The organism is Bacillus sp. FSL R12-0074 (assembly GCF_038005725.1).
GTDB classification, from domain to species: Bacteria; Bacillota; Bacilli; order Bacillales; family Bacillaceae_G; genus Bacillus_A; species Bacillus_A mycoides.
Genome location: NZ_JBBOTR010000001.1, coordinates 2291026 through 2316291, shown reverse-complemented (window position 1 = coordinate 2316291; position 25266 = coordinate 2291026). Strand labels below are relative to the sequence as shown.

At 34.5% G+C, this 25266-nt stretch carries 20 protein-coding genes, 1 riboswitch and 2 other annotated features; of the genes, 4 read left to right on the top strand and 16 right to left on the bottom strand.

All coding sequences use genetic code 11. The features are described from left to right. Position 1: 1 nt before the first annotated feature. From NSS97_RS12115 to NSS97_RS12105, 3 genes are all read right to left on the bottom strand, one after another. On the bottom strand, positions 2 to 868 hold the full coding sequence (locus NSS97_RS12115) for an ABC transporter permease subunit (RefSeq protein WP_107887497.1): 867 nt from the start codon (positions 866 to 868) through the stop codon (positions 2 to 4). A 226-nt stretch (positions 869 to 1094) separates the two neighbouring features. Continuing rightward, positions 1095 to 2978, bottom strand: coding sequence for an ABC transporter permease (locus NSS97_RS12110; protein ID WP_341112636.1), 1884 nt, complete (start codon positions 2976 to 2978; stop codon positions 1095 to 1097). A 13-nt stretch (positions 2979 to 2991) separates the two neighbouring features. After that, complete coding sequence (locus tag NSS97_RS12105) at positions 2992 to 3759, bottom strand: ABC transporter ATP-binding protein (protein ID WP_002127303.1); 768 nt, start codon at positions 3757 to 3759, stop codon at positions 2992 to 2994. Between the two features lie 387 nt (positions 3760 to 4146). Between NSS97_RS12105 and NSS97_RS12100 the strand changes: the two genes are divergently transcribed. Further along, positions 4147 to 4629, top strand: coding sequence for a DUF2975 domain-containing protein (locus NSS97_RS12100; RefSeq protein ID WP_107887495.1), 483 nt, complete (start codon positions 4147 to 4149; stop codon positions 4627 to 4629). A gap of 10 nt (positions 4630 to 4639) precedes the next feature. After that, a complete protein-coding gene (locus NSS97_RS12095; protein ID WP_002141696.1) occupies positions 4640 to 4858 on the top strand; it encodes a helix-turn-helix domain-containing protein in 219 nt (72 codons plus the stop codon). Between the two features lie 165 nt (positions 4859 to 5023). On the opposite strand, the gene thrS is transcribed toward NSS97_RS12095, so the two are convergent. From thrS to NSS97_RS12060, 6 genes are all read right to left on the bottom strand, one after another. Next, positions 5024 to 6943, bottom strand: coding sequence for a threonine--tRNA ligase (gene thrS / locus NSS97_RS12090; RefSeq protein ID WP_107887494.1), 1920 nt, complete (start codon positions 6941 to 6943; stop codon positions 5024 to 5026). A gap of 44 nt (positions 6944 to 6987) precedes the next feature. Then, positions 6988 to 7210: a binding site (T-box leader), on the bottom strand. Between the two features lie 37 nt (positions 7211 to 7247). Further along, positions 7248 to 7471: a binding site (T-box leader), on the bottom strand. Positions 7472 to 7590: 119 nt separating this feature from the next. Beyond that, positions 7591 to 8298 (bottom strand): pseudouridine synthase, encoded by a 708-nt coding sequence (locus tag NSS97_RS12085; protein WP_002085707.1) that lies wholly within the window; start codon positions 8296 to 8298, stop codon positions 7591 to 7593. A 444-nt stretch (positions 8299 to 8742) separates the two neighbouring features. Further along, complete coding sequence (locus NSS97_RS12075) at positions 8743 to 9108, bottom strand: VOC family protein (RefSeq protein WP_002031902.1); 366 nt, start codon at positions 9106 to 9108, stop codon at positions 8743 to 8745. Between the two features lie 99 nt (positions 9109 to 9207). Continuing rightward, positions 9208 to 9837 carry a YdbC family protein gene (locus NSS97_RS12070; protein WP_341112634.1) on the bottom strand — a complete coding sequence of 210 codons (630 nt, stop codon included), beginning with the start codon at positions 9835 to 9837 and terminating at the stop codon, positions 9208 to 9210. A 12-nt stretch (positions 9838 to 9849) separates the two neighbouring features. After that, complete coding sequence (locus tag NSS97_RS12065; RefSeq protein WP_078176586.1) at positions 9850 to 10119, bottom strand: PhzF family phenazine biosynthesis protein; 270 nt, start codon at positions 10117 to 10119, stop codon at positions 9850 to 9852. A gap of 156 nt (positions 10120 to 10275) precedes the next feature. Beyond that, positions 10276 to 11094: a hypothetical protein gene (locus NSS97_RS12060; protein WP_002085716.1), complete on the bottom strand. Its 819-nt coding sequence runs from the start codon at positions 11092 to 11094 to the stop codon at positions 10276 to 10278. Positions 11095 to 11529: 435 nt separating this feature from the next. After that, a riboswitch (glycine riboswitch) is annotated at positions 11530 to 11649 on the top strand. A gap of 107 nt (positions 11650 to 11756) precedes the next feature. On the opposite strand from NSS97_RS12060, the gene NSS97_RS12055 reads away from it, so the two are divergent. Next, on the top strand, positions 11757 to 13124 hold the full coding sequence (locus NSS97_RS12055; RefSeq protein ID WP_002012784.1) for an alanine/glycine:cation symporter family protein: 1368 nt from the start codon (positions 11757 to 11759) through the stop codon (positions 13122 to 13124). A 49-nt stretch (positions 13125 to 13173) separates the two neighbouring features. Here NSS97_RS12055 and NSS97_RS12050 read toward each other — a convergent pair whose 3' ends face one another. Both NSS97_RS12050 and NSS97_RS12045 read right to left on the bottom strand, forming a co-directional pair. Next, a complete protein-coding gene (locus tag NSS97_RS12050; protein WP_341091403.1) occupies positions 13174 to 13704 on the bottom strand; it encodes a DinB family protein in 531 nt (176 codons plus the stop codon). Between the two features lie 14 nt (positions 13705 to 13718). Next, positions 13719 to 14486 carry a DUF3891 family protein gene (locus NSS97_RS12045; RefSeq protein ID WP_107887492.1) on the bottom strand — a complete coding sequence of 256 codons (768 nt, stop codon included), beginning with the start codon at positions 14484 to 14486 and terminating at the stop codon, positions 13719 to 13721. A gap of 204 nt (positions 14487 to 14690) precedes the next feature. Between NSS97_RS12045 and NSS97_RS12040 the strand changes: the two genes are divergently transcribed. Continuing rightward, entirely contained in the window at positions 14691 to 14963 is a 273-nt protein-coding gene (locus tag NSS97_RS12040) for an HU family DNA-binding protein (RefSeq protein WP_002012780.1), read from the top strand. A 64-nt stretch (positions 14964 to 15027) separates the two neighbouring features. Here NSS97_RS12040 and NSS97_RS12035 read toward each other — a convergent pair whose 3' ends face one another. The 5 genes from NSS97_RS12035 to NSS97_RS12015 all read right to left on the bottom strand — a co-directional run bounded on the left by NSS97_RS12035 (position 15028) and on the right by NSS97_RS12015 (position 25246). Next, positions 15028 to 15570, bottom strand: coding sequence for a cold-shock protein (locus tag NSS97_RS12035; protein ID WP_107887491.1), 543 nt, complete (start codon positions 15568 to 15570; stop codon positions 15028 to 15030). A 36-nt stretch (positions 15571 to 15606) separates the two neighbouring features. Beyond that, positions 15607 to 16356 (bottom strand): 4'-phosphopantetheinyl transferase Sfp, encoded by a 750-nt coding sequence (gene sfp, locus NSS97_RS12030; RefSeq protein WP_044439748.1) that lies wholly within the window; start codon positions 16354 to 16356, stop codon positions 15607 to 15609. Positions 16357 to 16422: 66 nt separating this feature from the next. Then, positions 16423 to 17865 (bottom strand): DHA2 family efflux MFS transporter permease subunit, encoded by a 1443-nt coding sequence (locus NSS97_RS12025; protein ID WP_107887490.1) that lies wholly within the window; start codon positions 17863 to 17865, stop codon positions 16423 to 16425. Then, positions 17865 to 18089 carry an MbtH family protein gene (locus tag NSS97_RS12020; RefSeq protein WP_000184075.1) on the bottom strand — a complete coding sequence of 75 codons (225 nt, stop codon included), beginning with the start codon at positions 18087 to 18089 and terminating at the stop codon, positions 17865 to 17867. Before NSS97_RS12020 ends, NSS97_RS12025 begins: the two co-directional genes overlap by 1 nt. Continuing rightward, positions 18086 to 25246 carry an amino acid adenylation domain-containing protein gene (locus NSS97_RS12015; protein WP_107887489.1) on the bottom strand — a complete coding sequence of 2387 codons (7161 nt, stop codon included), beginning with the start codon at positions 25244 to 25246 and terminating at the stop codon, positions 18086 to 18088. Before NSS97_RS12015 ends, NSS97_RS12020 begins: the two co-directional genes overlap by 4 nt. Between the last annotated feature and the right edge of the window lie 20 nt (positions 25247 to 25266).

The following is a 25266-nucleotide window of genomic DNA, read 5'->3' as shown; positions in this document are numbered from 1 at the left end:
GTTACACACGCCCCTTTATAACATTTTGTAAAAGCGTATGTAATAAACGAAATAGTATAAAAAGCGGTACGTATAATAAAACTAAACTCACTGTAAATATTTCTAATTTTGAATTTCCTTTCACGAAAACGAACATACCGTACGTATTAAACAGCCATTCAATAATATATAAGTTTGATAGCATAAATAAAATATTCGTTTTTGCATAATAGACTGTTGTTAACAGGACATTTCTTGAAATATGGTGCGTCAAAATATGTCTTAAACTTAGCCCTTTACTCTTAGCAAATATACTATAATCTTTCTCTAATTCTTCTCTGAAACGTAATAGTAGTAACTTAATAAATAATAATGTTGTAGGTAAAGTAAGGCATATTATTGGTAACAGGCGAGCCCTTTCCTCTCCAAGTCCTGCAAATTTCACTGGCATAAAACCTGTCTTTTGAAAGATTATTACTACTAGAAGTTGAGATAATAAAATTAATAAAATGTCCGGAATACTTTCAAGTGCGACGAAAATCCCATTCCACATACGTTGCTTTGATTGAGAGCGCTGTAATACCCACACAACGATAAGATACGCAATGAGTAAAGATAGTATAAATGCCGAAATAAATACAAACATTGTCTCTACATAATGAATCCATATTTGTGGAAATAACTTTCTTGAATTCCGAAATCCATACGTAATTTCACCTGGTTGAAGTAACTTCTCTCCAAGAAACACAACTGTGTTCCAAAAACCGATTAGATCAATTTGTAATCCCTTAAATAAACGCGGTAGTGCCCCTAAAAATAGAATACAAATAAGCGCCGCAAATAATTGTAAACATGTAACCCCACACCACTTACCAATTCGAATGAACATAACTATTACCCCTCTATTTAAATGAATATTCAGAAATATTCTTCATGTATAGTACCTATACCTTGTAAGGAAATACCCTTTCTCTCGACAAAACATATCGATTTCCGTCATTTCTCGGAAGTCATATTATATTTTTCGACGATTATCCAATCTTTCCCTTCTTTATAAAGAACATACTATTAAAAAAGCCCTTGTTTTCATACAAGGACTTTTCCATTAAACTGTTTTATTTCACAACTTCTTCTTTCGGCATTACCATACCTTTATAAAGTTGGACAGTAATCCAATAATAAATGAAATAAATTACTATGAAGATTCCTATTGGCATCCACACTTTTACAAATGGGTCAACTAATATGAAACTGAATAAGTTAAGCCCTACTAAAACGTGGGAGATTCCAATAATTGCTGGGAAGATAAATAAATATGAAATCTCTTTATATATACTTTTTGTTAACATACTACGTCTCACACCAATTTTTCGTAACATTTCATAACGGCGTACATCACGAGAAGCTCCTGTTAATATTTTGAACATAAGAGAACTCGCCATCATTGCTAAAAATGCAATTCCAAGGAAAAATCCCATAAACATTGTTCCGCTCATGAAACTGTTCACGAACTGATAAGTTGTCATTTTCGTATATAATTCTACTTTTGTACCTGTTGTTTTTTCAATTTGTTCTTTTTGCCTCTTATCAATTTCTGTCAATAACGGTTTATATTTTTTCATATCATCTACTTTTGCTAATGTTACAGTATGCTCTGTTCCTTGAATTCCTTTGTAATGCTCTTCATCTGCAATTCTTACCGGTTTTCCGTTAAACTGATTATGTGTAATTTGTATCTCTCTTACAACCGCATCTTCCCAATCTTTTGGCATACGAGGAAGCTTATTCGCTACTTCAGGAGCTTCCAAAGCAGAATAGACAGGTTCAGTTAAAGGTGTAGCCACACGTTTACGAGCAGGTTCTTTTAAAGTCTTTGTATCAAAATGATCTGAAATAAGTGGGGGTTTTTCAGTTAAGTCGTTACGTAAATAATAAACCGCTTCTCCATCTACTTTATACTTATACTTGCTTTCTTCAACAATTTCCATTTCTTTTAATGCCGCTTTATCTTGTTCATTTGGATCATGAATTACGACATCATATACACGTGAGAAGTCTGTCATAATGCCTACATTCTTTTGAAACGCCATACCTGCTGTCATTGCACCTGCACCTAATGCAATTAACATCGCTACAGTGCCTAGTACCTTCGATAAACTAGTTACTCGAAAACGTAACTGTGCATAAGTAAAACTATTTAATCCCGTTTCATTTCGTTTTTTATTTCCCTTAATTTTCATTACAAAAAGTGGGAGCAACGAGCTAAAAATGAAATACGTTCCTACTGTCGTAACAATTGTCGCTATTATAAATCCTAGTTCAGCAAACATTTTTATATTCACCATAAAATAGTATCCTGTACTTACTAGCAATACACCTAGTACTGTCATAATAACAGTGCGAGTCTTACTTTTCTTCACCTCATCTTGCGTTTCATCTTCACGTATTAACTCTAATTCTGTTTTACGTAATAATCGGAAACTATTCATTAAACCAGTAATGAAAAATAATATTAAGAAGAAAATAGATGTAACTAATATAGCTGGTGTGTACACAGATGCGTAATTACCTTTTGCTGAAATTTCCATTCCATTCATTAAAAAATTTCCTGCTACACTAGCAAGTACTATTCCTACTAAAATACCGATAATAATACTGACAATCCCCATACCAAAAGTCTCAATAAATAATAATTGCGCTACTTTTTTCTTTTTCGCTCCAAGCATCATGTACATACCGAGTTCTTTTCTTCTTAGTGTAAGTAAAAAAGAATTGGCATATATAATATAAAATACAGTTATGAAAGAAAGTAATATTGCACCGACCCAGAAGACGAGCCTGATACTACTAATGAGACTATTATCTTTTGTAAATTCACTATTCATCGCCATCGTTTGGAACATGTAAAAAATACTAATACTAATGACTAGACCAATAAGTAAAACCATATAATCCTTTAACATTTTTTTCATACTATGACGTGATAATTTGAATAACATAGTCTCGCCCCCCTTACTTCGACTCAGTTGCTGAGCCCATTTGGGCAAGCACACCTAAAATATCTTGATAGAAATTTTCTCGTGTTCCTTGACGTTTTAACTCTTTATAAAGAAGTCCATCCTGTATAAATAAAATACGTTCACAATAGCTCGCACTAAATGCATCGTGTGTTACCATCAAAATACTTACATTGTGATTTTCATGTAAATCTTGCATCGCTTCTAATAAACTTTTTGCATTTTTACTATCAAGTGCTCCTGTCGGTTCATCTGCTAATACGATTGCCGGATTATGTACTAAAGCTCGTGCTGCCGCTGTTCTTTGTTTTTGTCCACCAGAAACAGCAGTCGGATATTTTGTTAAAATTTCAGTGATCCCTAATTTCGTCGCAACCCCATTTACTTTTCCAGTAATCTCACTTGACGGTACGCCTTGCAAGGAAAGTGGTAAAGCGATATTTTCATAAATTGATAAATTTTCTAGTAGATTAAAGTCTTGAAAAATAAATCCTAGTTTTTGAGAACGAAAATCTGATAATGCATTCCCCTTCATAGAAGTAATATTTGTGCCAGCTATTGTTACACTACCACCTGTCGCTTGATCAAGTGTACTAATCACATTTAATAATGTCGTTTTACCAGATCCAGAAGGACCCATAATCCCTACAAACTCTCCTTCTTTAATACTTAATGAAACACCCCTTAATGCTTTTGACTGATTCTCATTTCTTTTCCCATACGTTTTTTCTACACTTTCTACAGTAACTACATTTGTTGACATCTCTTTCACTCCATCCCTTTTGTATAGTATAAATTTCCCATATATTTCTTATATTTTTCTCATAAAAATTCTTAAGAATTTTTAAATTTTCCAAATGCAGATTGAGATACATAAGAAATACAAACGATTTCTCTGCTTAATATTCTCACTTTTCTAAAATCCTTTCATTCGATTTCCCTTACATTTACCTTACATTTTTGTAAGGTTAAAAAACAAACCACTTCATAAGAGCATTTCTTTGGAATGAGAAATGCTTTTTATTGTTATCAAAATTTAAAAGATATTTCAATAAAAATAATAACACAATAAAAAACAATACATTTTTATTGCAAAACGATAAATCGCATGATAAAATCATGTTGTTATTACATAAGTGAGGTGCTTTTTATGAAACAAGTTACGACACTCTTTTTAAAGCTAGCTATTATTTTTATAGGATTCCCAGTTCTTGCATTGTGCATATTTTTGGTGCCTAAGATTGGGAATTTTGCTGGAGAGTTGTATCCAGATATTGCTTATATGAAATCTCTCGTTTTAATCGATATGTACGCGGCAGTGATACCTTTTTACTTTGCTCTGTATCAAGCTTTTAAACTTTTAAGCTATATTGATAAGAACCAAGCGTTCTCGGAATTATCGGTAAAGGCTTTAAAGAATATAAAATACTGTGCCATCACGATCAGTACCTTGTACTTGCTAGGTATGCCACTCTACTATCTCATGGCAAAAAAAATTGATCCTCCAAGTTTCATACCAATCGGATTGACCATCATTTTCGCCTCTATGGTGATCGCCGTTTTTGCTGCTGTTCTCCAAAGGCTTTTACAAGAAGCTATTAATATAAAATCAGAAAATGATTTAACGGTCTGAGGTGGAGAATATGGCAATTATTATTAATATTGATGTGATGTTAGCAAAACGAAAAATGAGCGTAACGGAGCTTTCGGAGAGGGTTGGGATTACGATGGCGAATCTTTCCATTCTGAAAAATGGGAAAGCAAAAGCGGTTCGTTTTTCAACATTAGAAGCGATATGTAAGACTTTAGATTGTCAACCAGGTGATATTTTGGAGTACAAAAGCGACGAATTCACTCAATAAATACAGACAACAACTTTCTTCAATCAATGGGATTAAATAGTGAAATTAAAATGAAGGGATAGCAATTAAGCTATCCCTTCTCTGCGTTTATTATTGTTATTTAATATATCTTTAATTACTTTAACTTCAGTATTACATATTAATGGTGTGTTTTATTATCAATCTCTATTTCCTATTTTTAATTTCCTCTTTCATACTTTCCACAAACGCATCTAGTTCAACAACTTCTGACTTCTCTTCACCATATTTCCGTACATTTACAGCTTCGCTTTCCATTTCCTTATCCCCAATAACAAGAACATACGGAACTTTTTGCATTTGCGCTTCTCTAATTTTATATCCTAACTTTTCATCTCGTATATCTCGTTCGACACGAATTCCGGCTTGTGCTAATTTATCTGCAATCCTATTTGCATATTTTTCATGCACTGCATTTGAAACTGGAATTACTTTCACTTGAACCGGTGCCACCCACGCTGGGAACGCGCCTCCAAAGTGTTCAATTAATATCGCTAAAAAGCGATCTAAAGATCCTAATACAGCGCGGTGGATTACAACCGGTCTTCTTTTTTCATTATTTTCATCTATATAATTTAAATCAAATTTTTCTGGCATTTGGAAATCAAGTTGGACTGTTCCGCACTGATGACTTCTATTTAAAGCATCTTTAATATGGAAATCAATTTTCGGACCGTAAAATGCACCGTCACCTTCATTTAATCTATATTTATAATTTAATGACTGTAATACATTTTCTAATGCCAATTCTGCTTGCTCCCATAATTTATCATCACCCATTGAATCTTCTGGACGGGTAGAAAGCTCTACTTCATACTCGAAACCAAAAGTTTTATACACATAGTCAATTTGCGCCAACACTGATTTGATTTCATCTTCAATTTGTTCTGGTGTTACAAATAAATGAGCATCATCTTGGCAGAAAGTACGAACTCTTAATAATCCGTTTAAAGCGCCACTAAATTCATGTCGATGCACTTGACCGAACTCACACATACGAATCGGTAATTCACGATAAGAATGTAATTTATTTTTAAACATAAGCATATGGCCTGGGCAATTCATCGGTTTTAACGCAAAACTTTTATGATCTACTTCTGAGAAATACATATTGTCTTTGTAATGTCCCCAGTGTCCTGACTTCTCCCATAATTCTTGATTCATCATAAATGGAGTACGCACTTCTTGATAATTGTACTCATTTTGAATTTCTCTTAAAAATGCTTCTAATTCATTGCGAATAATCTGTCCTTTTGGCAAGTAAAAGGGCATTCCCGGAGCCTCTTCCGAAAACATAAACAATTCAAGTTCACTACCTAATTTCCGATGATTTCTCTTTGCGGCCTCCTCAACAAAATGTAAATACTCTTCTAATTTTTGTTGAGAAGAGAAAGCAACACCATATATACGCTGAAGCACTTGATTGTTACTATCGCCTCGCCAATATGCACCAGAAACTTGAGTTAATTGAAATGCTTTCAAATAACCAGTAGATGGCAAATGTGGTCCCCTACATAAATCTACAAATTCACCTTGTTTATACAGTGTTACACTTTCCACATTAGGAATTGCTTCTAAAAGCTCTAATTTCAAACTATCATTCATTTCTTGAAACAATTCTTTTGCTTCTTCTCGAGAAACCTCAACTCGCTCTATCTTTACATTTTCATTTATAATATTTTTCATTTCTTTTTCTATTTTCGGTAAATCTTCTACGTTTACACTACTTTGAAGATCCATATCATAATAAAATCCATTTTCAATGACTGGCCCTACACCAAGGTTTACAACACCATAAATTCTTTTTACAGCTTGCGCTAATATATGTGCCGCAGAGTGTCTTGCAATTTTTACCCCTTCATCTGAATCCATAGTAATGATTTCAACTTTCGCACTTTCTTCAATGTTTCGTCGTAAATCAAAAGACTTATCATTGACTTTTCCTGCGACTGCTTTCTTTTTCAAGCTACTACTAATTGCCCCAGCAATTTCTTCTAAAGTAATGCCTTTCACAAATTCTTTAACGCTACCATCTGGAAATTTAATTTCGATCATCTGTTCTTTCATTTTTCATCTCTCCATTTCATAATAAAAAGCACACTCATCCCTAAAATAGGGACGAGTGTGCTTTTACCCGTGGTTCCACCCAGATTCCCATCGCAAATATACAATGGCTTCTTTTACGGTAACGTCGTTTACACGGCACTAGATACTTGATTTCCCCAGTGCAGCTCTAAGGTGGTAAGTTATTTTACTGCGTTAGGAAGTTCTCAGCTTTTCTTCCTTCTCTGTATAACCGTTTAAAATAACTCGTGTCCTTTTCTTCGCTTATTATGAAATAAAATATAAAAAAGCATATTCATCCCTAGTAAATAGGGACGAATATGCTTATATTCGTGGTTCCACCCAGATTCCCATCACAAAAAACATAATGGCTTCTTTTGCGATAACGTCGCTTACACGGCACTAGATACTTGATTTCCCCAGTGCAGCTCTAAGGTGGTAAGTTATTTTACTGCGTTAGGAAGTTCTCAGCTTTCCTTCCTTCTCTGTATAACCGTTTAAAATAACTCGTGTCCTTTTCTTTGCTTTTGTAACAATTACATTTATTGTTATTTAATATATCCTATTCATTTTATTTTTACAAGTGTTAAAAATATATTTTTTATTCAAAAAAAGAAACCAAAAACATTTTTTGGTCTCCCTTCTCTTTTTTACCAATCTTGTGGTTCGTAATTTAAGTCTGAAAATAGGCGTTTTTTCTCTTTTTTCGATAAATCTCTCCACTGTCCGACTGGTAAATTATTCAACTCAATATTCATAATTCTCGTACGTTTTAACGTGTATACTTGATAACCCAAAGCTTCACACATACGGCGAATTTGACGATTTAGCCCCTGTGTTAAAATAATTTGGAACTCATATTTTGATAACTGTGTTACTTCACAAGGAAGTGTTTTTGTATCTAAAATTTTAACACCTGCTGCCATTTTTTCTAAAAACTCCGGTGTAATCGGCTTATCTACTGAAACGATATATTCTTTCTCATGTTTGTTTTCAGCACGTAAAATCTCATTAACGATATCGCCATCATTCGTTAACAAAATTAAACCGTCTGAGTCTTTGTCGAGACGTCCGATGTGATTAATTCGTAAAGGATGATTCACTAAATCGATAATATTACCTTTTACTGCTTTTTCACTTGTACATGTAATACCTACTGGTTTATTTAAAGCGATATACACATGGTCTCGAGCAATACGAAGTTGCTCTCCATTTACTCGTACGTCATCACCTGGATTTACTTGGTCACCAATTTTTGCAACCTTACCGTTAATAATTACTTTTCTCTCGTTAATTAACTTATCTGCTCCACGTCGAGACGCTTTTCCAGCTTCACTAATAAATTTATTGATACGCAAGTTAGGCACATCCTTTTCATAAAAAATTTCAAGCTCACACTGCTTCTACCGTACAATACAAAAGGGTAAGCCTCCTATTATAACTTAAATATATTAACATGAAAGGGTATATGACGTCTTCACTTAATTACATGTTTACACGAAAATAATTGGTCCTCTTTTCCTTTTCACCTCAAACTGTTTAGCAGTCAATAGATTAACCCTTGAATATAACATCATTTATTTACTTTTTTCATAGATAATATACCGATATAAGTTTGATTAATCATGCCTAAATAACTCACAATATGTGAAAAATAAAAAAGAACCCTTTTGAAAATAATCAAAATGGATCCTTCTTCAACTAAACGAATACTAGTTTTTATACAAAAGTGTTCAATAATTATAATCTTTGATAGAAAACATCGTTCAACAAACAAAATAATCTCGAACTCCCCTAATTTTTTACGCTTCACTATTTTCTTCACATACTCCAAAAAGAAGCCCTTGATTATCTATACAATAAGCAAAGTAACCCATATTAGGAATAGCAGTTTTAGGTACAACTACTTGTCCACCATTTTCAATAACTTTATTTATGTACTCATCAACTGAAGGTACTTCAATCGAATTAGTTGTCCTAGTAGCACCATCAGGTGATTTCATTAATCCACCATCGATACCAGGTCTATCACTCTCACCTGTAATTATGAACCAATAGTCATGTGGCCCAGGCATTTTTTCAAACTTCCATCCAAAACTATTTGTATAAAATTGAATAGCTTCTTCAGGGTTTGGGACTTGCAATTCAAATCTTAAAACTCTACTCATTTAAATATCTCCCCTCTTATTCTTGTACAAAGTAATTATACAAGAACTAATGTTCTGTATCAAATTTTTCGAAACTAGCTACTTTAATAAGTTCTAACTTTATTTAGAAGCGGCAACAGACCATTCTTCCTTCCGAATAACTCTCTTCCCATTTATATTTTCAACATACTGATTTACATTTGCTAACTGATATAACTCTGGGAAAATTTCTTTCATATAGAGTTCATGTGCTATTTCATCTTGCCAATACGTTAATACTATGTAACGATTTTCAGTCTTTAAAGACTTCCCAACAACTCCACCTAACATTCCTTTTGCATTTTCCATTCCTTTATTCCAAATTGTTTCTTGCGTATGTAAAAAACACTTTTCTTTTCCTTCTTTCACATCGCAAATTGCAACTCTTACAAATGACCCTTGTGCAATTACGTCTTTCAAAGGAGTTTCTGTTATATCATACAACGTTTGAAATAGTTCAATTTCACATGAAAGAAACGTATCTTTTTGATTACTATTTAAATAAATTGTATCGTGAGCCTCATTCATAAACGATTGATATGCATTTCGATCTTCCCATAAAGTATACACACACGCTTCAGCTTCATTCCACCCACCAAATTGTCCATAGAATCCGTCTAAATACTGTAAATCACGCCATTTTTCTTGCGCATCAGAAAACAATTCCCTTTTCTCTTCTTCCACCTTGCAAAATATTGTTTTTAATAGCATTTCTAATCCCCCTTATGATACGGTCCATTTCCCACTTGCAATACTTTCTATTTTTCCACCAATGCAAACATTAATTTTACTCTCAATCACCTCTGCTTGTATGTGTATTAGAGAATGGCGATTTATCTCATACCCTTGTTCAACATGCATATTTATCTTTTCCGTTCCAAGATAACGATATTTTATAAGATACGCCGCTAAACATCCATTTGAGCTTCCTGTTGCCATATCCTCTGTGATTCCATAATAATCTGCAAAATCACGGACATTAAGATCATTGATTCCCTAACTATAAAATTCCTAATTTTCCATAAATAATGCAAGTTGATTACCTGAATACTTGCCTTGCGAGAATACATCCACAATGTAAAAATCCCAATATCTCTCCTCTCTTCTATTCTTCAATACAATCTGTTTACATAATGAAATTATAGTTTATTAAATTTGTATATTTTTCAAAGAATCCTCTGCTTTTTCTATCAACCAATCACCAAACGTATCTAAAAATGATAAGATTTCTTCTATATCTTTTATCGGTTCAATTACATATTGTAGTGCTTTCCTCATATTTTTTTCTTGTTCGGGAAAATGCTTACTAAATAACTCATATGCTGGATATAAGTCCCTGGAATACAGCCCTTCTCTATCAATTGTTAATGCTAGACCTGCCCTGACTACAATCTTCATGATCCAACGACAACAATCCTCTATATCATCTACGTCCTTATTATGAATTAACTCTTCGTGTGTTTGTTCAATTTGTTTCCGCAAATGAATGAGATGTTCATACACTATCTCCTGACTTACTTTATATTTAGGTAAATATAATTTTACGTCTTCACCTAATATACATACACTATGTGTCTGAATCATAAATCCTATAAAAGAAAAATCCTCTGAGTTTATTACTTCTTTTTCACTATAAAAACTTAACTCCACTCCTGATATACAATTAAACTGCTGTGTAATTTGGACTTCTAGCTCCTTTCTCCAGCTTAAGTCAATTACTTGAGGATTCTTTCGAACTAATATAATCATATCTACATCTGCAACCCCTTCTATCCCAATCCCTCTTGGAATAGAACCCCTTATATAAACACTGTGCAAATCATCCCGCAAAAATTGACAACAAGTATCCTTTATTTCTTGTATTACCTCCAAAAACACAGGCTGAATTTTATTAAAATGTGCATCGTTTATAATAAATCCTTCATCATCCACAGGACAAAAACGCCCTATTTTTTTTATTCTTGGCAATTTATCAACTCATTTCCCTATAAAATATTGGTTTATTCCACACATACAACAATTATAATTCAAATAATTCAGAATTGAAAATTTGAAAGTAAGACATAAATAATCCTACATTGTTACGTCCTATCTCTTTTATCACCATTCATTTTTCGAATATATAATAAGTAATCTCTCCTGAGATCATAAAATAGAAGATAAATTAGGAATACCAAAAAAATAAGTTTATTTACTATTTCAAAATAAAAAATGATTGCATTTCACTAATTGTATATCTATAATGTTTTTATTGATTCTATACAGAATCAATGCGTTTAAGTTTTTAATTTTATAATTCGGATGAACCATTCAGGAGAAGGTCTATTGATCTACCGACGGGGCAAAAAGTTGCTGAACCAACTTTGAAACTCTCAGGTCTTGTTTACAAGTAGAACTGCATGGGGACGAATCTCTGGAGAGACTCCCTCTCGCTTAATATAGCGCGGAGGAAAACGAGCACCGAAGGAGCAAATCCGCTAATCTAGCGGATAATCTCTCAGGTAAAAGGACAGAGACAAGCGAAAGAAAATGCCGATTTGTATCGGTTTATTTTTCTATCCCTTGTTTCTCCAGAGACCATTTCATTTCCTTGAAGTGGTTTTTATTTTTTCTAAAAAAGGAGAATACAGATGGAGACAGTAAGTAAAGTATTAGAACAAATTAATCAGTATGTGTGGGGGTTACCAACTTTGTTGCTACTCGTTGGAACTGGTATCATTCTCACAGTGCGCTTAAAAGGTTTACAGTTTAGTAAACTAATATACGCTCACAAGCTAGCTTTTAAAAAATCAGAGGATACATCATCTTCTGGAGATATTAGTCACTTCCAAGCACTGATGACAGCTATGGCTGCAACGATTGGTATGGGAAATATAGCAGGTGTCGCAACTGCTGTGACAATCGGTGGACCCGGCGCAATCTTTTGGATGTGGATTACTGCTTTATTTGGAATGGCAACAAAGTATGCCGAAGCAATCCTTGCGGTGAAATACCGTGTTAGTAATGAAAATGGTGAATACTCCGGTGGACCAATGTATTATTTAGAACGTGGTTTAGGGAAAAAATGGCTGGCTGTTTTATTCGCTATATTCGGCACAGCTGCTTCTTTCGGTATCGGTAATATGGTTCAATCTAATTCAGTTGCAGAGGCAATGCGAATCAATTTTTCTTTCCCTCCTGCATTAACTGGTATACTCATGTCATTCTTAATCGCTATCGTTATTTTGGGCGGTGTAAAAAAGATTGGTAGAGTTACTGGATATATCGTTCCTATTAAAGCATTCTTTTATATAATCGCTGGCCTTATTATTATTTTCTATCACTTTGATCAAATTCCAGAAGCATTTTCACTTATTTTTTCTGGTGCATTTCAAGGTACTGCAGCCGCTGGTGGTTTTATCGGAGCAACAGTTGCATCTGCAATTCAAATAGGAATGGCACGTGGTGTATTTGCTAACGAGGCTGGCTTAGGGAGTGCTCCTATTGCTGCGGCTGCTGCCAAAACAGATTCACCTGCAAAACAAGCTTTAGTTTCTATGACTGGTACTTTTCTAGATACATTTATTGTATGTACAATTACGGGGCTAGTATTAATTACTACAGGCGCATGGAAATCAGGTAAAACTGGTGTTGAAGCTACAACATTAGCATTCCAATCCGTATTCGGTACTGCTGGTAGTATGATTCTCGGTATCGCCATTATATTATTCGCCTACTCTACTATTTTAGGTTGGTCGTATTACGGAGAGAAGTGTGTAGCTTATTTATTCGGACAAGGTGCTGTACGATATTATAAAGCAATCTTTATCGTTATGATTGCAATAGGTGCTAATTTAAAGCTAGGTGTCGTATGGACATTTGCCGATATTGCAAATGGACTTATGGCGATTCCAAACTTAATTGGTCTAATCGGATTAAGTGGTATTGTTGTCGCTGAAACGAATCGCTTTTTACAAGCAGAGAAATTGAAAGAAAGTCATAAAAAACAGGCAAGTTAATCACTAAAAAAAGGAATGGCTCATTTATAATAAGCCATTCCTTTTTTCTCTATTTCAATTCCTTTCCCTCCTGAACCATATGTAAATAAAGTACAAAATCCATCATTGTAGATGAATAACCAAGTTGACGGATCATTGCTGTTATATTCCCTCTATGATATGTACCATGATTTACGACGTGTTGCACTAACTCTAAAATGGAAGTGTCTAATGCACCTGCATATGGGTTCTCAATAACAAATACAGTATTTACGTCTTGTATTCTACTTAAAAATTCTTTATATTGATTTGCCATGTTTTCAAACATTTTTTCTAATTCATGTAACGATTTAGTTTCGATTTGTTTTCGTAATTTTTCTCGGTCTTGTATTACTTCACCCATACTTTTACCATGCAATATGTGTAACCACACTTGATCTGTAATATAAATATGTACAAAAGTATCCTTAATTGATGGGAATACACTCTGTATCTGTTCATTAAAAATTGTCTCATAGTTTGGTAACTCTTTTAGTCGGTTGAATAATCGTGTATTAGCCCAAGCATGGTAATCAAACTGTTTTAACATGTAATCTTTCAATCTAAATCTCCTCCTTATTGTATGAAACGGATGTTTTGCTTCTTCACTTCCGCTTCTCTATCAGCTTTTACAATCCCTTTTTCTTTAACTTCATGTTTATTTATAGTTTTATATTTTACATATGTATAAAATTCCGTTTTAAATGGAAACGATGTAATTTGAATTGTTTCTTCATCCACCCATTCAGCTTGAATAGGCTTCTCCCCCTTACTATTAAACATTTCTGTTCCTTCAAAACCCTCTTTAAATAAATCAATTTCATCTTTCTTTTTTACACCAGGTTTATTCATACATACATATAAAGAAAGTTCATCACAAAACTTTAATAATCTATAATGTTTATCAAACATCGCATATTGTTCTTTTGTTAACGTTTTCAAAATTCTTTTTTGTCGTTCCAATTCATTTTTATAAAAAGACATCATCTCTTCATCTTCCTCATTTAATGAAAATGATAAAAAGTGCTTACTACAAAGTAGCGCCCCGTATGGATTTGACTCTTCAATTGCATTCAAACCAATCGTATAAAAAACAAAGCGTAATGAACTTGGACAATCCATAAATGTATATGGAATATTTTTAGTATCATTCAAAATTGGTACTTTATCAAGCTCTATCCATCCTCTATCATGCTCATATATAGCATCAATTGTCTCTTTTAAGTATATTTTATCTTCAAAAAAATCTTCTATTATATGTCTTGCAATTTCACCAGCTAAAAAACCATGATCATGTTGACGAATTAATATACTTTCTTTCTCATTCTTTTCACGAAAAATCATCCGTATATTCCCCCTCATCCTCATATTACAGCTTGTTGTATGCATCAATTCTTAATTAATCCCTAAATATTAGCAGGGATTCAGTTTCTTTCAACGAAATTAACATAAATATACAGCATTCTTTCTAATCACAAAGTTAGCTTTATCTCTACTAACCATTATACTAAAACATTCATTCTAAAAAATTTTTTATGAGGTGAAAACATGAACAAAACAGAATTAGTTAAAAATGTAGCACAATCAGCTGATATTTCTCAAAAGGATGCTTCTGCAGCTGTACAATCCGTATTTGACACAATTGCTAATGCATTACAATCTGGCGATAAAGTGCAACTAATCGGCTTTGGAACTTTTGAAGTGCGTGAAAGATCTGCTCGTACAGGGCGTAATCCGCAAACTGGAGAAGAAATTCAGATTGCTGCTGGTAAAGTTCCAGCATTTAAAGCAGGAAAAGAATTAAAAGAAGCTGTTAAATAAACAAGAAACCAGCCATTTTATAGGCTGGTTTCTTGTTTATTATTTATTGTTTATTGTTTATTTCTTATTTAAGCAGTTCCTTTATATTCTCTGCATGATACACTTCACAAATATAAAATACACATTTGCAGTTATTTACAATTTGATATTTTCTAGTTGGATAAACATTCGCCGCAACAGAACATCCATCAAACAATTCGATAATATTTCCAGATGGCTGATATCCTTCATATAATACGTTTCTTCTTACTTCCATCTTTTCTATAAGGTTTTCAACAGGAATATTTCCACTCTCTAATTCACTCTTTATTGTATCCGGTAAAAACGAAGTGTCTGCAAAAATTAGATTTTCAGATAACACCTTACCTTTATAACTAACATTAGATACGCGATAAAGAAATGTTCCGTTTTTATCAAAGAAATTCTTTGCTTCTTTCGGAATGTATTGTCTATCGAGCGCTTCCTGTTCAAGTACATCAAACTGAACTGTATCTTTTACAAGTTTTTCTAAAGCTAGAATAGATGACGTATTTCTAGAAAACAACATATCTTTAATTGCCTGTACATTATAAATTAATTCAGTTTTTCTATTTTCCGCTACTAACATGAGGAACACCTCTTCTATAAGAAATTTTATTAAAAATTAACGATGATTTAATAGCAATCCCGCGTCTAACTGCGTAATTTCAGTTACTTCTTTACTAAATATTGCAATGGAAGCCATATAATCTAAACTAGGTCTTACATCTTCCATCATTGTATTTTCTGCTAACTCTTGTCTATCTTTAAAAATCAACAATTTTGGAGGGTCATTTGGAGCTGATACTGTAATTTCTACTGGTGGAATCAATAGTCCTTCACCTGTCGCTTTCAGCACTGCTTCTTTTCGAGTCCAATATGTTAAAAATCCTTCTAGTCGCTGCTCATCAGGTAATTTCATAACTTGTGCTATTTCAATGTCTGTTAATACGCCCTCTGCCATTTTCATAACATCTATATTTGGATTCATTTGCTCAACATCAACACCCACAGGTGCAGATTTAGTAAATGCAACAACAACCCACTCACCCGAATGTGAGACTGATATTTGCGGCATACCTTCTGGTAATTGAGGTCTACCGTGTTGTAACTTACATACTGGGCACATCCGATTAATCGGTACTTGAACTGGCGACATAGAAAGTACCTTTCCAAGTACTAATCTACTAATTACACAACCTATTATAAAACGTGCACGGTCTGCCGAATGATGATATGAATTTGCTTTCTCTCGCTCTACATCATTTAGTAAATTGTAATGCCATGATTGTAAATCTGAAATTCTTGCCCACCATATTTGACAACTATTCTCATTAAGGGTTGGTACAGAATCTACAACTTTACTCTCTATCATGTAAAAACTCTCTCCTTTTAAATGCCAATATTACTTTATTTCAAAAGAGTATTAGCATGCTGCAACTCATTCATTTACAACTTCTTTCTCTTTTTGTAATACAGATAACGGCTTTTTATTCTTCTTTGACATTACCTCTTTATCAGAAATACGTAAAGAAAATAGTAATGCTATGAGTAAAAATATTGCTGATCCAATTAATGCAGCTTGATATGGTAAAAAATCTGACTGTGCATTATTCTGTACGTTATTACTTCCAAAACCAGATAGTATACTAGCTAAAACAGCAACTCCTATTGCAGATCCTAATCGGTTTTGCACATTGAATATAGTAGTTGCTCTCCCCATAGAAGGTGGCGTGATATTGTTAAAAGCAGAAAATTGAACCGCACCGACAGATTGACCTAAGAAAATACCAATGCCAAACAATAGTGCCCGAATTTGCCATGGATTCGTATCATGATTTACAAAACTTAATAAAATAAAGATAACCGCCGTACTTACTAATCCAATAGAGATTACCTTTCGAGCTCCTAATTTCTTATATGACCATGGTACAATCTGCGAAGAAATCATTAATCCAATCGCCTCTGGGAATGTCGTAAGACCCGATTCCAGCGCGGAAACTCCTATTACATTTTGATACATAAGCGGAAAAATAAATAACATTCCTAGTAAACCAGCTGATGAAAACAACGAAATAAGACTCATTTTTCTAAAGACCGGTTCTTTTAATAAGTGTAAATCTAACATCGGTTGCTTTACTTTAAGTTCTACAATAATAAACAATGTAAGTAATACAATCCCAGCTATCCCAATACTAATTATTTCTGGAGAAACCCAACCTTTTGACGGGCCTTGACTGAGTGCATAGATGAGCATCGCAAAACCTGGTGCTGAAAGAACAAAACCGAGAGAATCAAAACGACCAGCCGATTTTCCAATATGCTCTGCTAAAAATAGAAGTCCAAATAGCAACGCAATGATACCAAACGGCAGATTAATATAAAATGCCCAGCGCCAAGACATTTGATCTACAAAGAAACCACCAATAATTGGTCCGATCGCTGGTGCTACAGCAATTGGAAGTACAATAAATCGAGAAATTTTTGGTCTTTCCTCTGGTGAAAATGTTCGGAATAACATCGCCATCCCGACTGGTGTTAAAAGCCCGCCACCAGCACCTTGAATGATACGAAAAATGTTTAATGAAGTAATATCATTCGCAATTCCACATAATGCAGATGCAATTGTAAAAACGAAAAGGGCAGTTAAAAATACTTTTTTCGTACCAAAACGATCGCCTAACCAACCAGAAATCGGAAGAAAAACAGCTAAGCTAACTAAATACCCAACATTTACTGTCCCCATTGCAGATGGGGGTACTTGCAGTTCTTTGCTTATCGTTTGCAGTGCTACATTCACAATCGTTGCATCCATCGCAGCCATAAACATCGCTGTTATATAAACGATGCTTACAACTACTTTTGGATTTATTTTTACTTTCATTATTGTTTTCCTACTAATATTTTTTCGCTAATTTGATTTTTTTTCGGCTCTAAATCATTCCAGTTAACTTCAACGTATTCTAAGCAAACTTGTCTGCTAGCTTCTTCATGTACGACATTCCATCCAATTGGTACATCGAGAAAGGCAGGCCAGAGAGAATACTGGCCCTCCTCATTCATTAATACTTTATATGTGTAATTATCATTTTCAAATGGATTCGTCATACTTTACTTACCCCTTTCTTATTCTGCAAATATTTCGCTAGCACTTGTCCAATTTCTGTAAGTGGACCTGGCTGACATAAATCTTTATGTCTACAATCAATGTCATGCTGCACGATTTCCCCGTCTAAATAATTTAGCCACGTATTTGGAGAAATAGGATCAAACCAGTCTGGTATAACAGTAGATCTAAAGAATAAAATATCCCCGTTATAAACTTTTGGCACGTATTTCCCTAACAACCCTACTGAATTTACATATGTTTCTTTCAAGTTTAAAATAGTCTCTTCCTCAAGACTTGCTAATGCACTTCCATCTTTGCGAAGTATTGCAACCGCACTTTCCATAGTAAGTGGTTTACCATCCATGTTATCTGGATCATATCCACCTAAAGCAAGTAATGCGATTAACGCTTCTTCTTCAGTAGGTGCTTCCGTATTCGGTAAGAAGTGACCAGGATACGAATCCAGCATAACGAGTAATTCTACTTCTTCCCCTTCATTTTGAAGTTGCGCCGCCATAGCATGAACAACATTTCCTCCAAGCGACCATCCGAGTAAACGATATGGTCCGTGAGGCTGTATTTCACGAACGTGTTTTAAATAATCCGCCGCCATCTCCTCTAAGCTTTTTGGAAGTTCTTCATTTTCAGCGATACCACGTGCTTGTACACCATAGATTGGATAATCTGTTCCTAAAGATTTCATAAGTCCTGCATAGCACCAACTTAATCCACCTGCTGGATGTACACAAAATAGTGGTAATTGATCTCCGCTTGCTCGTAATGGAAGCAACACATCAAGTGCACTTTGACCATTCCCCATTTCAAGTCTTTCAGCAAGCCCTGCAACAGTAGGTGCTGCAAATAAAGTTCCGATATTTAGTTCAACTCCAAGTGCCTCTTTAATGCGACTCATCAGCTGCACTGCAAGAAGTGAATGACCACCAAGATCAAAGAATCCATCATCAATTCCAATTTGAGACACACTTAAAACTTCTGTAAACAAGTCACATAACATTTCTTCTTGCGGTGTTCTCGGTCCGCGGCTAGAAGATGATGCAATAAATTCTGGAGCTGGCAATGCCTTTCTATCTAATTTACCGTTTGGAGTTAAAGGTAATTCATTTACTACTACAAAAGCGTATGGAACCATATAATCTGGCAAACTACCTCCAACATACTGACGCATTTCATTCGTATCGATCGTTTCATTATTTGATGCGACGATATAAGAAACTAATCGTTTATCCCCTGGTTGATCTTCCCGTACAATAACAGCTACTTGTTCAACTTTAGGATGTTTCATTATTACCGCTTCTATTTCCCCTAATTCAATTCGGAATCCACGAATTTTAATTTGATGATCTGCACGTCCTATATAATCTAACGTCCCATCTTGACGCCAGCGCGCTAGGTCTCCTGTACGATACATTCTTGTACCTGGCTTACCAAATGGATCTGCGATAAAACGTTCAGCAGTTAATCCTGCTCTTCCTAAATATCCACGAGCGAGCCCTGCACCTGCAACATATATTTCTCCAACTACTCCAGGTGGCATCGGTTGTAAATAGTTATCTAATACGTATACTTTAAGATCCGGTATACTGCACCCGATTAAACTATTTGCTCGTAAAGATACGATACTTTCATCTAATTCAATATAACTAACATGTACTGTCGTCTCCGTTATTCCGTACATATTAATAAGCTTCGGTGCGTTATAAGGATGACGACTATACCAATCTTCTAATCGACTTAGTTCAAGTGCTTCTCCGCCAAAAACAACATATCGTAAAGATAATTTTTGACCAACCTCTTCATTTTCACGATCTGCTTGCATCAATTGATAGAACGCTGATGGAGTTTGGTTTAAAACAGTAACCTTTTCCTTAACAAGAAGCTGTAAAAATTCTTTCGGCGAGCGACTTACAGTATGTGGTACTACAACTAAACGCCCTCCATATAATAAAGGTCCCCAAATTTCCCAAACCGAGAAATCAAAAGCGTATGAATGGAACATCGTCCACACATCGTCTGCGTCAAATTGGAACCAATGATCAGTTGCTCCTAAAAGTCTTACTACATTTTGATGAGGTATCATAACCCCTTTCGGTCTACCTGTTGAGCCTGACGTATAAATAACGTAAGCAATATGTGAAGGAGATAACGGCTTCATGCGCTCCATTTCATCTATATTGTCTTCACTATATTTCTCAATTTCTTCTATTACGTTCACATCATCAACTAAAATCTTTAGTGCCTCATCACATTCAATTTCCACATCTGAATTTGTTAAAACACATGATGGTTTCGCATCGTGTAGCATAAATGAGATACGATCTGACGGATAATCCGGATCTAACGGAAGGTATCCCGCACCAGCTTTAAGAACAGCAAGTAAGCTTACAACCATATTTAAAGATCTCGGCATCGCTAAAGCAACAAGTTGATCAGGACCGATTCCTTTCGCTATTAACAAACGAGCTATTTTATTCGCTTTTCTATTTAACTCTTCATAAGTTAGCTTTTCATCTTCAAAGACGACAGCAATAGAATTTTGATTTACATGAGCCTGCTTTTCAAATAATTGTGGCAATGTCATTTCAGGTACAATTTGAAAACCACCATTCCACTTTTCTAAAACTGTATTTCGCTCTGCTAAAGTTAATATTTCTAATCTACCAATTGATTGATCCGGATGTTTCTCTGCATCATCTAATAATAGAATGAATCGTTCTATTAGTTTTTGAACCGTTTCACGTTTATATAAATCGGTACTAAACTCTAACAATCCGTGTAAGCCGTTTGGAGTACCATCAACTCTGTTACTCTCGCTAATTTCAAATGTTAAATCAAATTTTGCAGAACCAACACTTTGAATTTCAAGGCTCGCTTCTAAATCCGGTACATTAAACGTTGCTTCTGGCGTATTTTGGAAAGCTAACATAACTTGAAACAGCGGATGACTATTTCGAGTTCTTACTGGGTTTAATACTTCAACAAGTCGTTCAAATGGAACATCTTGATTTTCATAAGCTGCAAGGTTTACCTGTTTCACTCTATTTAATAATTCTTTAAAACTTGGATCTCCTGATGTATTTGTGCGTAACACTAATGTATTTACAAATAAACCAACTATATCCGTGAGTACATCGTCGTTTCTTCCAGCAATCGGACTACCTAATGGTATATCAGTTCCAGCACCTAATCTTGTAAATAAGGCACTTAGTCCTGCTTGCAACACCATAAACAAACTAACTCCATTTTTACGAGCGAGCTCCACTAACCTACTATGCATACCTTCATCTAAATGAAAATGAATTGTTTCCCCGCGATAACTAGTTTCAATTGGGCGCTGGTAATCTGTAGGTAACTCCATTTGATCTGGTAAACCTTTTAACCCTTCTTTCCAAAAATCTAATTGTGTTGAAATAATACTGTCTGGTTTTGTTTCATCACCTAATAGCTGTTGTTGCCATAGTGAATAATCTGCGTATTGAACTGGAAGGGTTTCTAGTTGAACACTATCACCTTGACATCGTGCTTTATAAGCCGCTGTAAAGTCTCTCGTTAACGCTTGTAATGACCATCCATCTCCTACAATATGATGCAAAAGAAATAGTAAAACATGTTCGTTTTCACTCACTTTAAAAAGTTGCAAACGAATTGCTGGTTCGATATCAAGATTAAAGCTATATCTTACAGCTTCAGACAGTGTACTTTCTAATTCATCCTTACATGTATTTGTTATAATCATTTTTAAATTCAATTTATCCATTTCTAGAATTCTTTGATATGAACTGCCAAGTGAATTCGGGAAAATCGTTCTAAGTGTTTCATGTTTCTCAACTACATCATAAAAGGCACCTTGCAGTGCTTCCTCATTCAATTTTCCAGACATACGAATGACTAACGGAATATTATAAGTAGGACTTGGACCTTCTAAACAATTTAAGAACCATAACCTGCGCTGTGCAAATGAAAGTGGAACTTCATTTGGCCTACTTACTTTCTTAATAGCTGGTCTTGCGCTTTTTGCACGATCCAACTGGTTCGCTAATTCAGCAACAGTTGGTGATTCAAATAGCTTTCCAATTCCTAATTCTACACTTAACGTTTCACGAATTCTTGCCATTAAACGAGATGCAAGAAGCGAATGGCCACCCATTTCAAAGAAATTATCATCTATACTAATTCGCGAAACACCAAGTACTTCTGCAAATAAATCACATAGTATTTCTTCTTTCGGATTTCTAGCAACTCTCTCATTGTTCATTCCATTAAAATCAGGAGCAGGTAATTTCTTTCTATCAACCTTACCATTTGGTGTTAATGGTAATTCTTCTAGCACAACAAATGCTGATGGTACCATATAATTCGCTAAACTTTCTGAAACATAAGAGCGAATTTCTGAAAGATGAATCATTTCCTTCTCTTCGGCAACGATATACGCAATGATTCGTTTATCATTTGGACGATCTTCTCGTACCATTACCACTGCTTGTTGTATATTTTCATGTCGTTGTAATACCGTTTCAATTTCAGCTAATTCAATTCGGAAACCGCGAATTTTAATTTGATGATCTGCGCGACTAATGTACTCTAACACACCATCCTTACGCCACTTCACAAGATCACCTGTGCGATACATACGTGCTCCAGCTTTTCCATAAGGGTTTGCAACAAACCGTTCAGCCGTTAACGCTGGTTTTCCTAAATATCCGTTCGCAAGTCCTTCTCCTGCAATATATAATTCACCGATAACTCCAGGTGGAACAGGCTGTAACCCTGCATCCAAAACGTACACTTCTGTATTCCAAATTGGTCTTCCAATAGGAGGTATACCATTTTCACTGTCATCAATATTTATGAAAGTAGACCAAATAGTCGTTTCAGTTGGTCCATATAAGTTAGTTATAGAGCAACCTAATTCTTTTAATTTATTTGCTAAATGTGCCGGAAGAGCTTCACCGCCAACGAGTACGTTTAGCCTTTGTAACCTCTCTGGATATTCAGTTATTAACGCCTGCCAGAGCGTCGGTGTAGCTTGCATAATTGTCGCTCTTTCTTCTTGTAACAATGTCGTTAACGCAGAAGGCTCTTGGATTACCTCTTTTTGTGCAATTGTTAAACTTGCACCACTAATAAGAGGTAAATAAATTTCTAGAGCAGAAATATCAAACGCAAACGTTGTAACTGCTAATAAATGATCGTTTTCATTTAATGAAAACATATCTTTCATAGCTAATAAGAAGTTACTTAAACCTTTCATAGGAACAATTACACCTTTTGGATTTCCAGTTGATCCTGAAGTGTAAATTGTATAAGCTTGGTTTAAAAGTGATTCATCATTTTTAAATGGTAGATTCATATGAGAATATGTTTTTAACGCTATTTTCGTTTCTTCGCTATCTAATATGATTTTTTTAATATCATTTTCTATAACTAAAGTAGATGAAACAGATGAATGTGTTATGATACAAACTGGATTTGCATCATTTACTATATAATGAATTCGCTCGGCTGGGTATTCTGGATCTATCGGTAAATACGCTGCACCAGCCTTTAGGACTGCTAGCATACTAACTACCATTTCTATTGATCTTGGAAATACTAAGGCAACAAACTGATTTACTTCTATTCCTTCTTCTAATAAATAGTGTGCTAGTTCATTCGCTCGTTCATTTAGCTCTTTATACGTAAGTTTTATCCCATTACAAGTAACTGCTATTTTATTTGGATTTTTTTGTACTTGTTTTTCAAATAATATAGGTAGATTAATTAGCTCTTCAGCTTTCTTCGTTTCATTCCATTCCAATAAAACTTTATGATTTTCTTCAGGAAGAGTAATGTTTATTTTTCCAATCGGCTCGTCTTTATGATAATTATTTATCACTAATTCTAATAGATTCATAAATCTTTCTTTATGCAATGCTAGTTCCGTATCGCTATATACTTCCGGATTCGCATCAAAATGAATCATTAACTTATTTTCATCGAAGCGCTTATATACATTAATCGATAAGTCATCGACAGGTCCTGCTGATAAATTATGTGTAATACCACGATTTCCAGCAAAGTTAAGCCCGTAATCAAAAGGCATAACATTCACTAACGGCCCAAACAACCTTTGATTTTCACCTAGTAACTTTAAGTCTCTTCTTAATTCCTCATGACGATATTTATGATGACGACGTACGTCTCGAATTTCTTTAGAAACTTGCTGTATTAATTCTGCAAAAGTTATATTTGGAGTTAACTTTAGACGAAGTGGAACTAAATTCATTACCATGCTAGGTGTATGAATAGATACAGAACCAAGACGCCCCATCATCGGTAAACCTAAAACAATATCATTTGCACCTGTTAATTTATGCATATAAATACTTGTTACAGCTACAACAAATTCGGGCCAACTCGTTAACGAAATATTAATATCTTCTAGTAAAGTTTTCGTACTAGCATTTGATAAATAAGCAGTTTCTCGTAAAAATCCATTTGATGTTCTCGGCGCTCGTTCTGCTAAACTTATAACTTCCGGTTCATTTGCAAACTTTTCTAGCCAAAAAGTACGATTTTCCTGAAATTGTTTAGATTCACGATACTCATTATCTTCTTGTACAATTTTTGCAAGAGAACCAAATGGCTTTTCATTCTTATTTGTTTCTTCTATAAGTGATGTATACTCATTCGCTACCTTTTGGCTAAGAAGTGAAAATCCATAGCCATCCATCACAATGTGATGGATGCGCTGATACCAAAAGAAACGATTATTTTCAACTTGAATAAGTGCTTCAGTAAATAATTTATCTTCTTTTAAATCTATCGGTACAGATAAATCATTTTTCATCCATACTTTAGCAGCTTCTTCAGGATTTCCCTCTTTACGAACGTCAATAAAATGCATATGAAACGTTGACGATTCCTCAATAACTTGCCATGGGCCAATTTCATCCTCTTCGAAACGAACATGAAGTGCTTCTGCTTCTTTTACCACTTTACGTACAGCTAACTCGAAAATTTCATGATTAATATTTCCGTTTATTTCTATATATTCCCCAGTATTATAAATCGGATTAAGCGGATCTAATTGTTGCGCAAACCACATACCAGACTGCGCAGATGATAACGAATAACGAATCTTTTGACTATTAGGCATTCTTTACTACCCCTTTATTA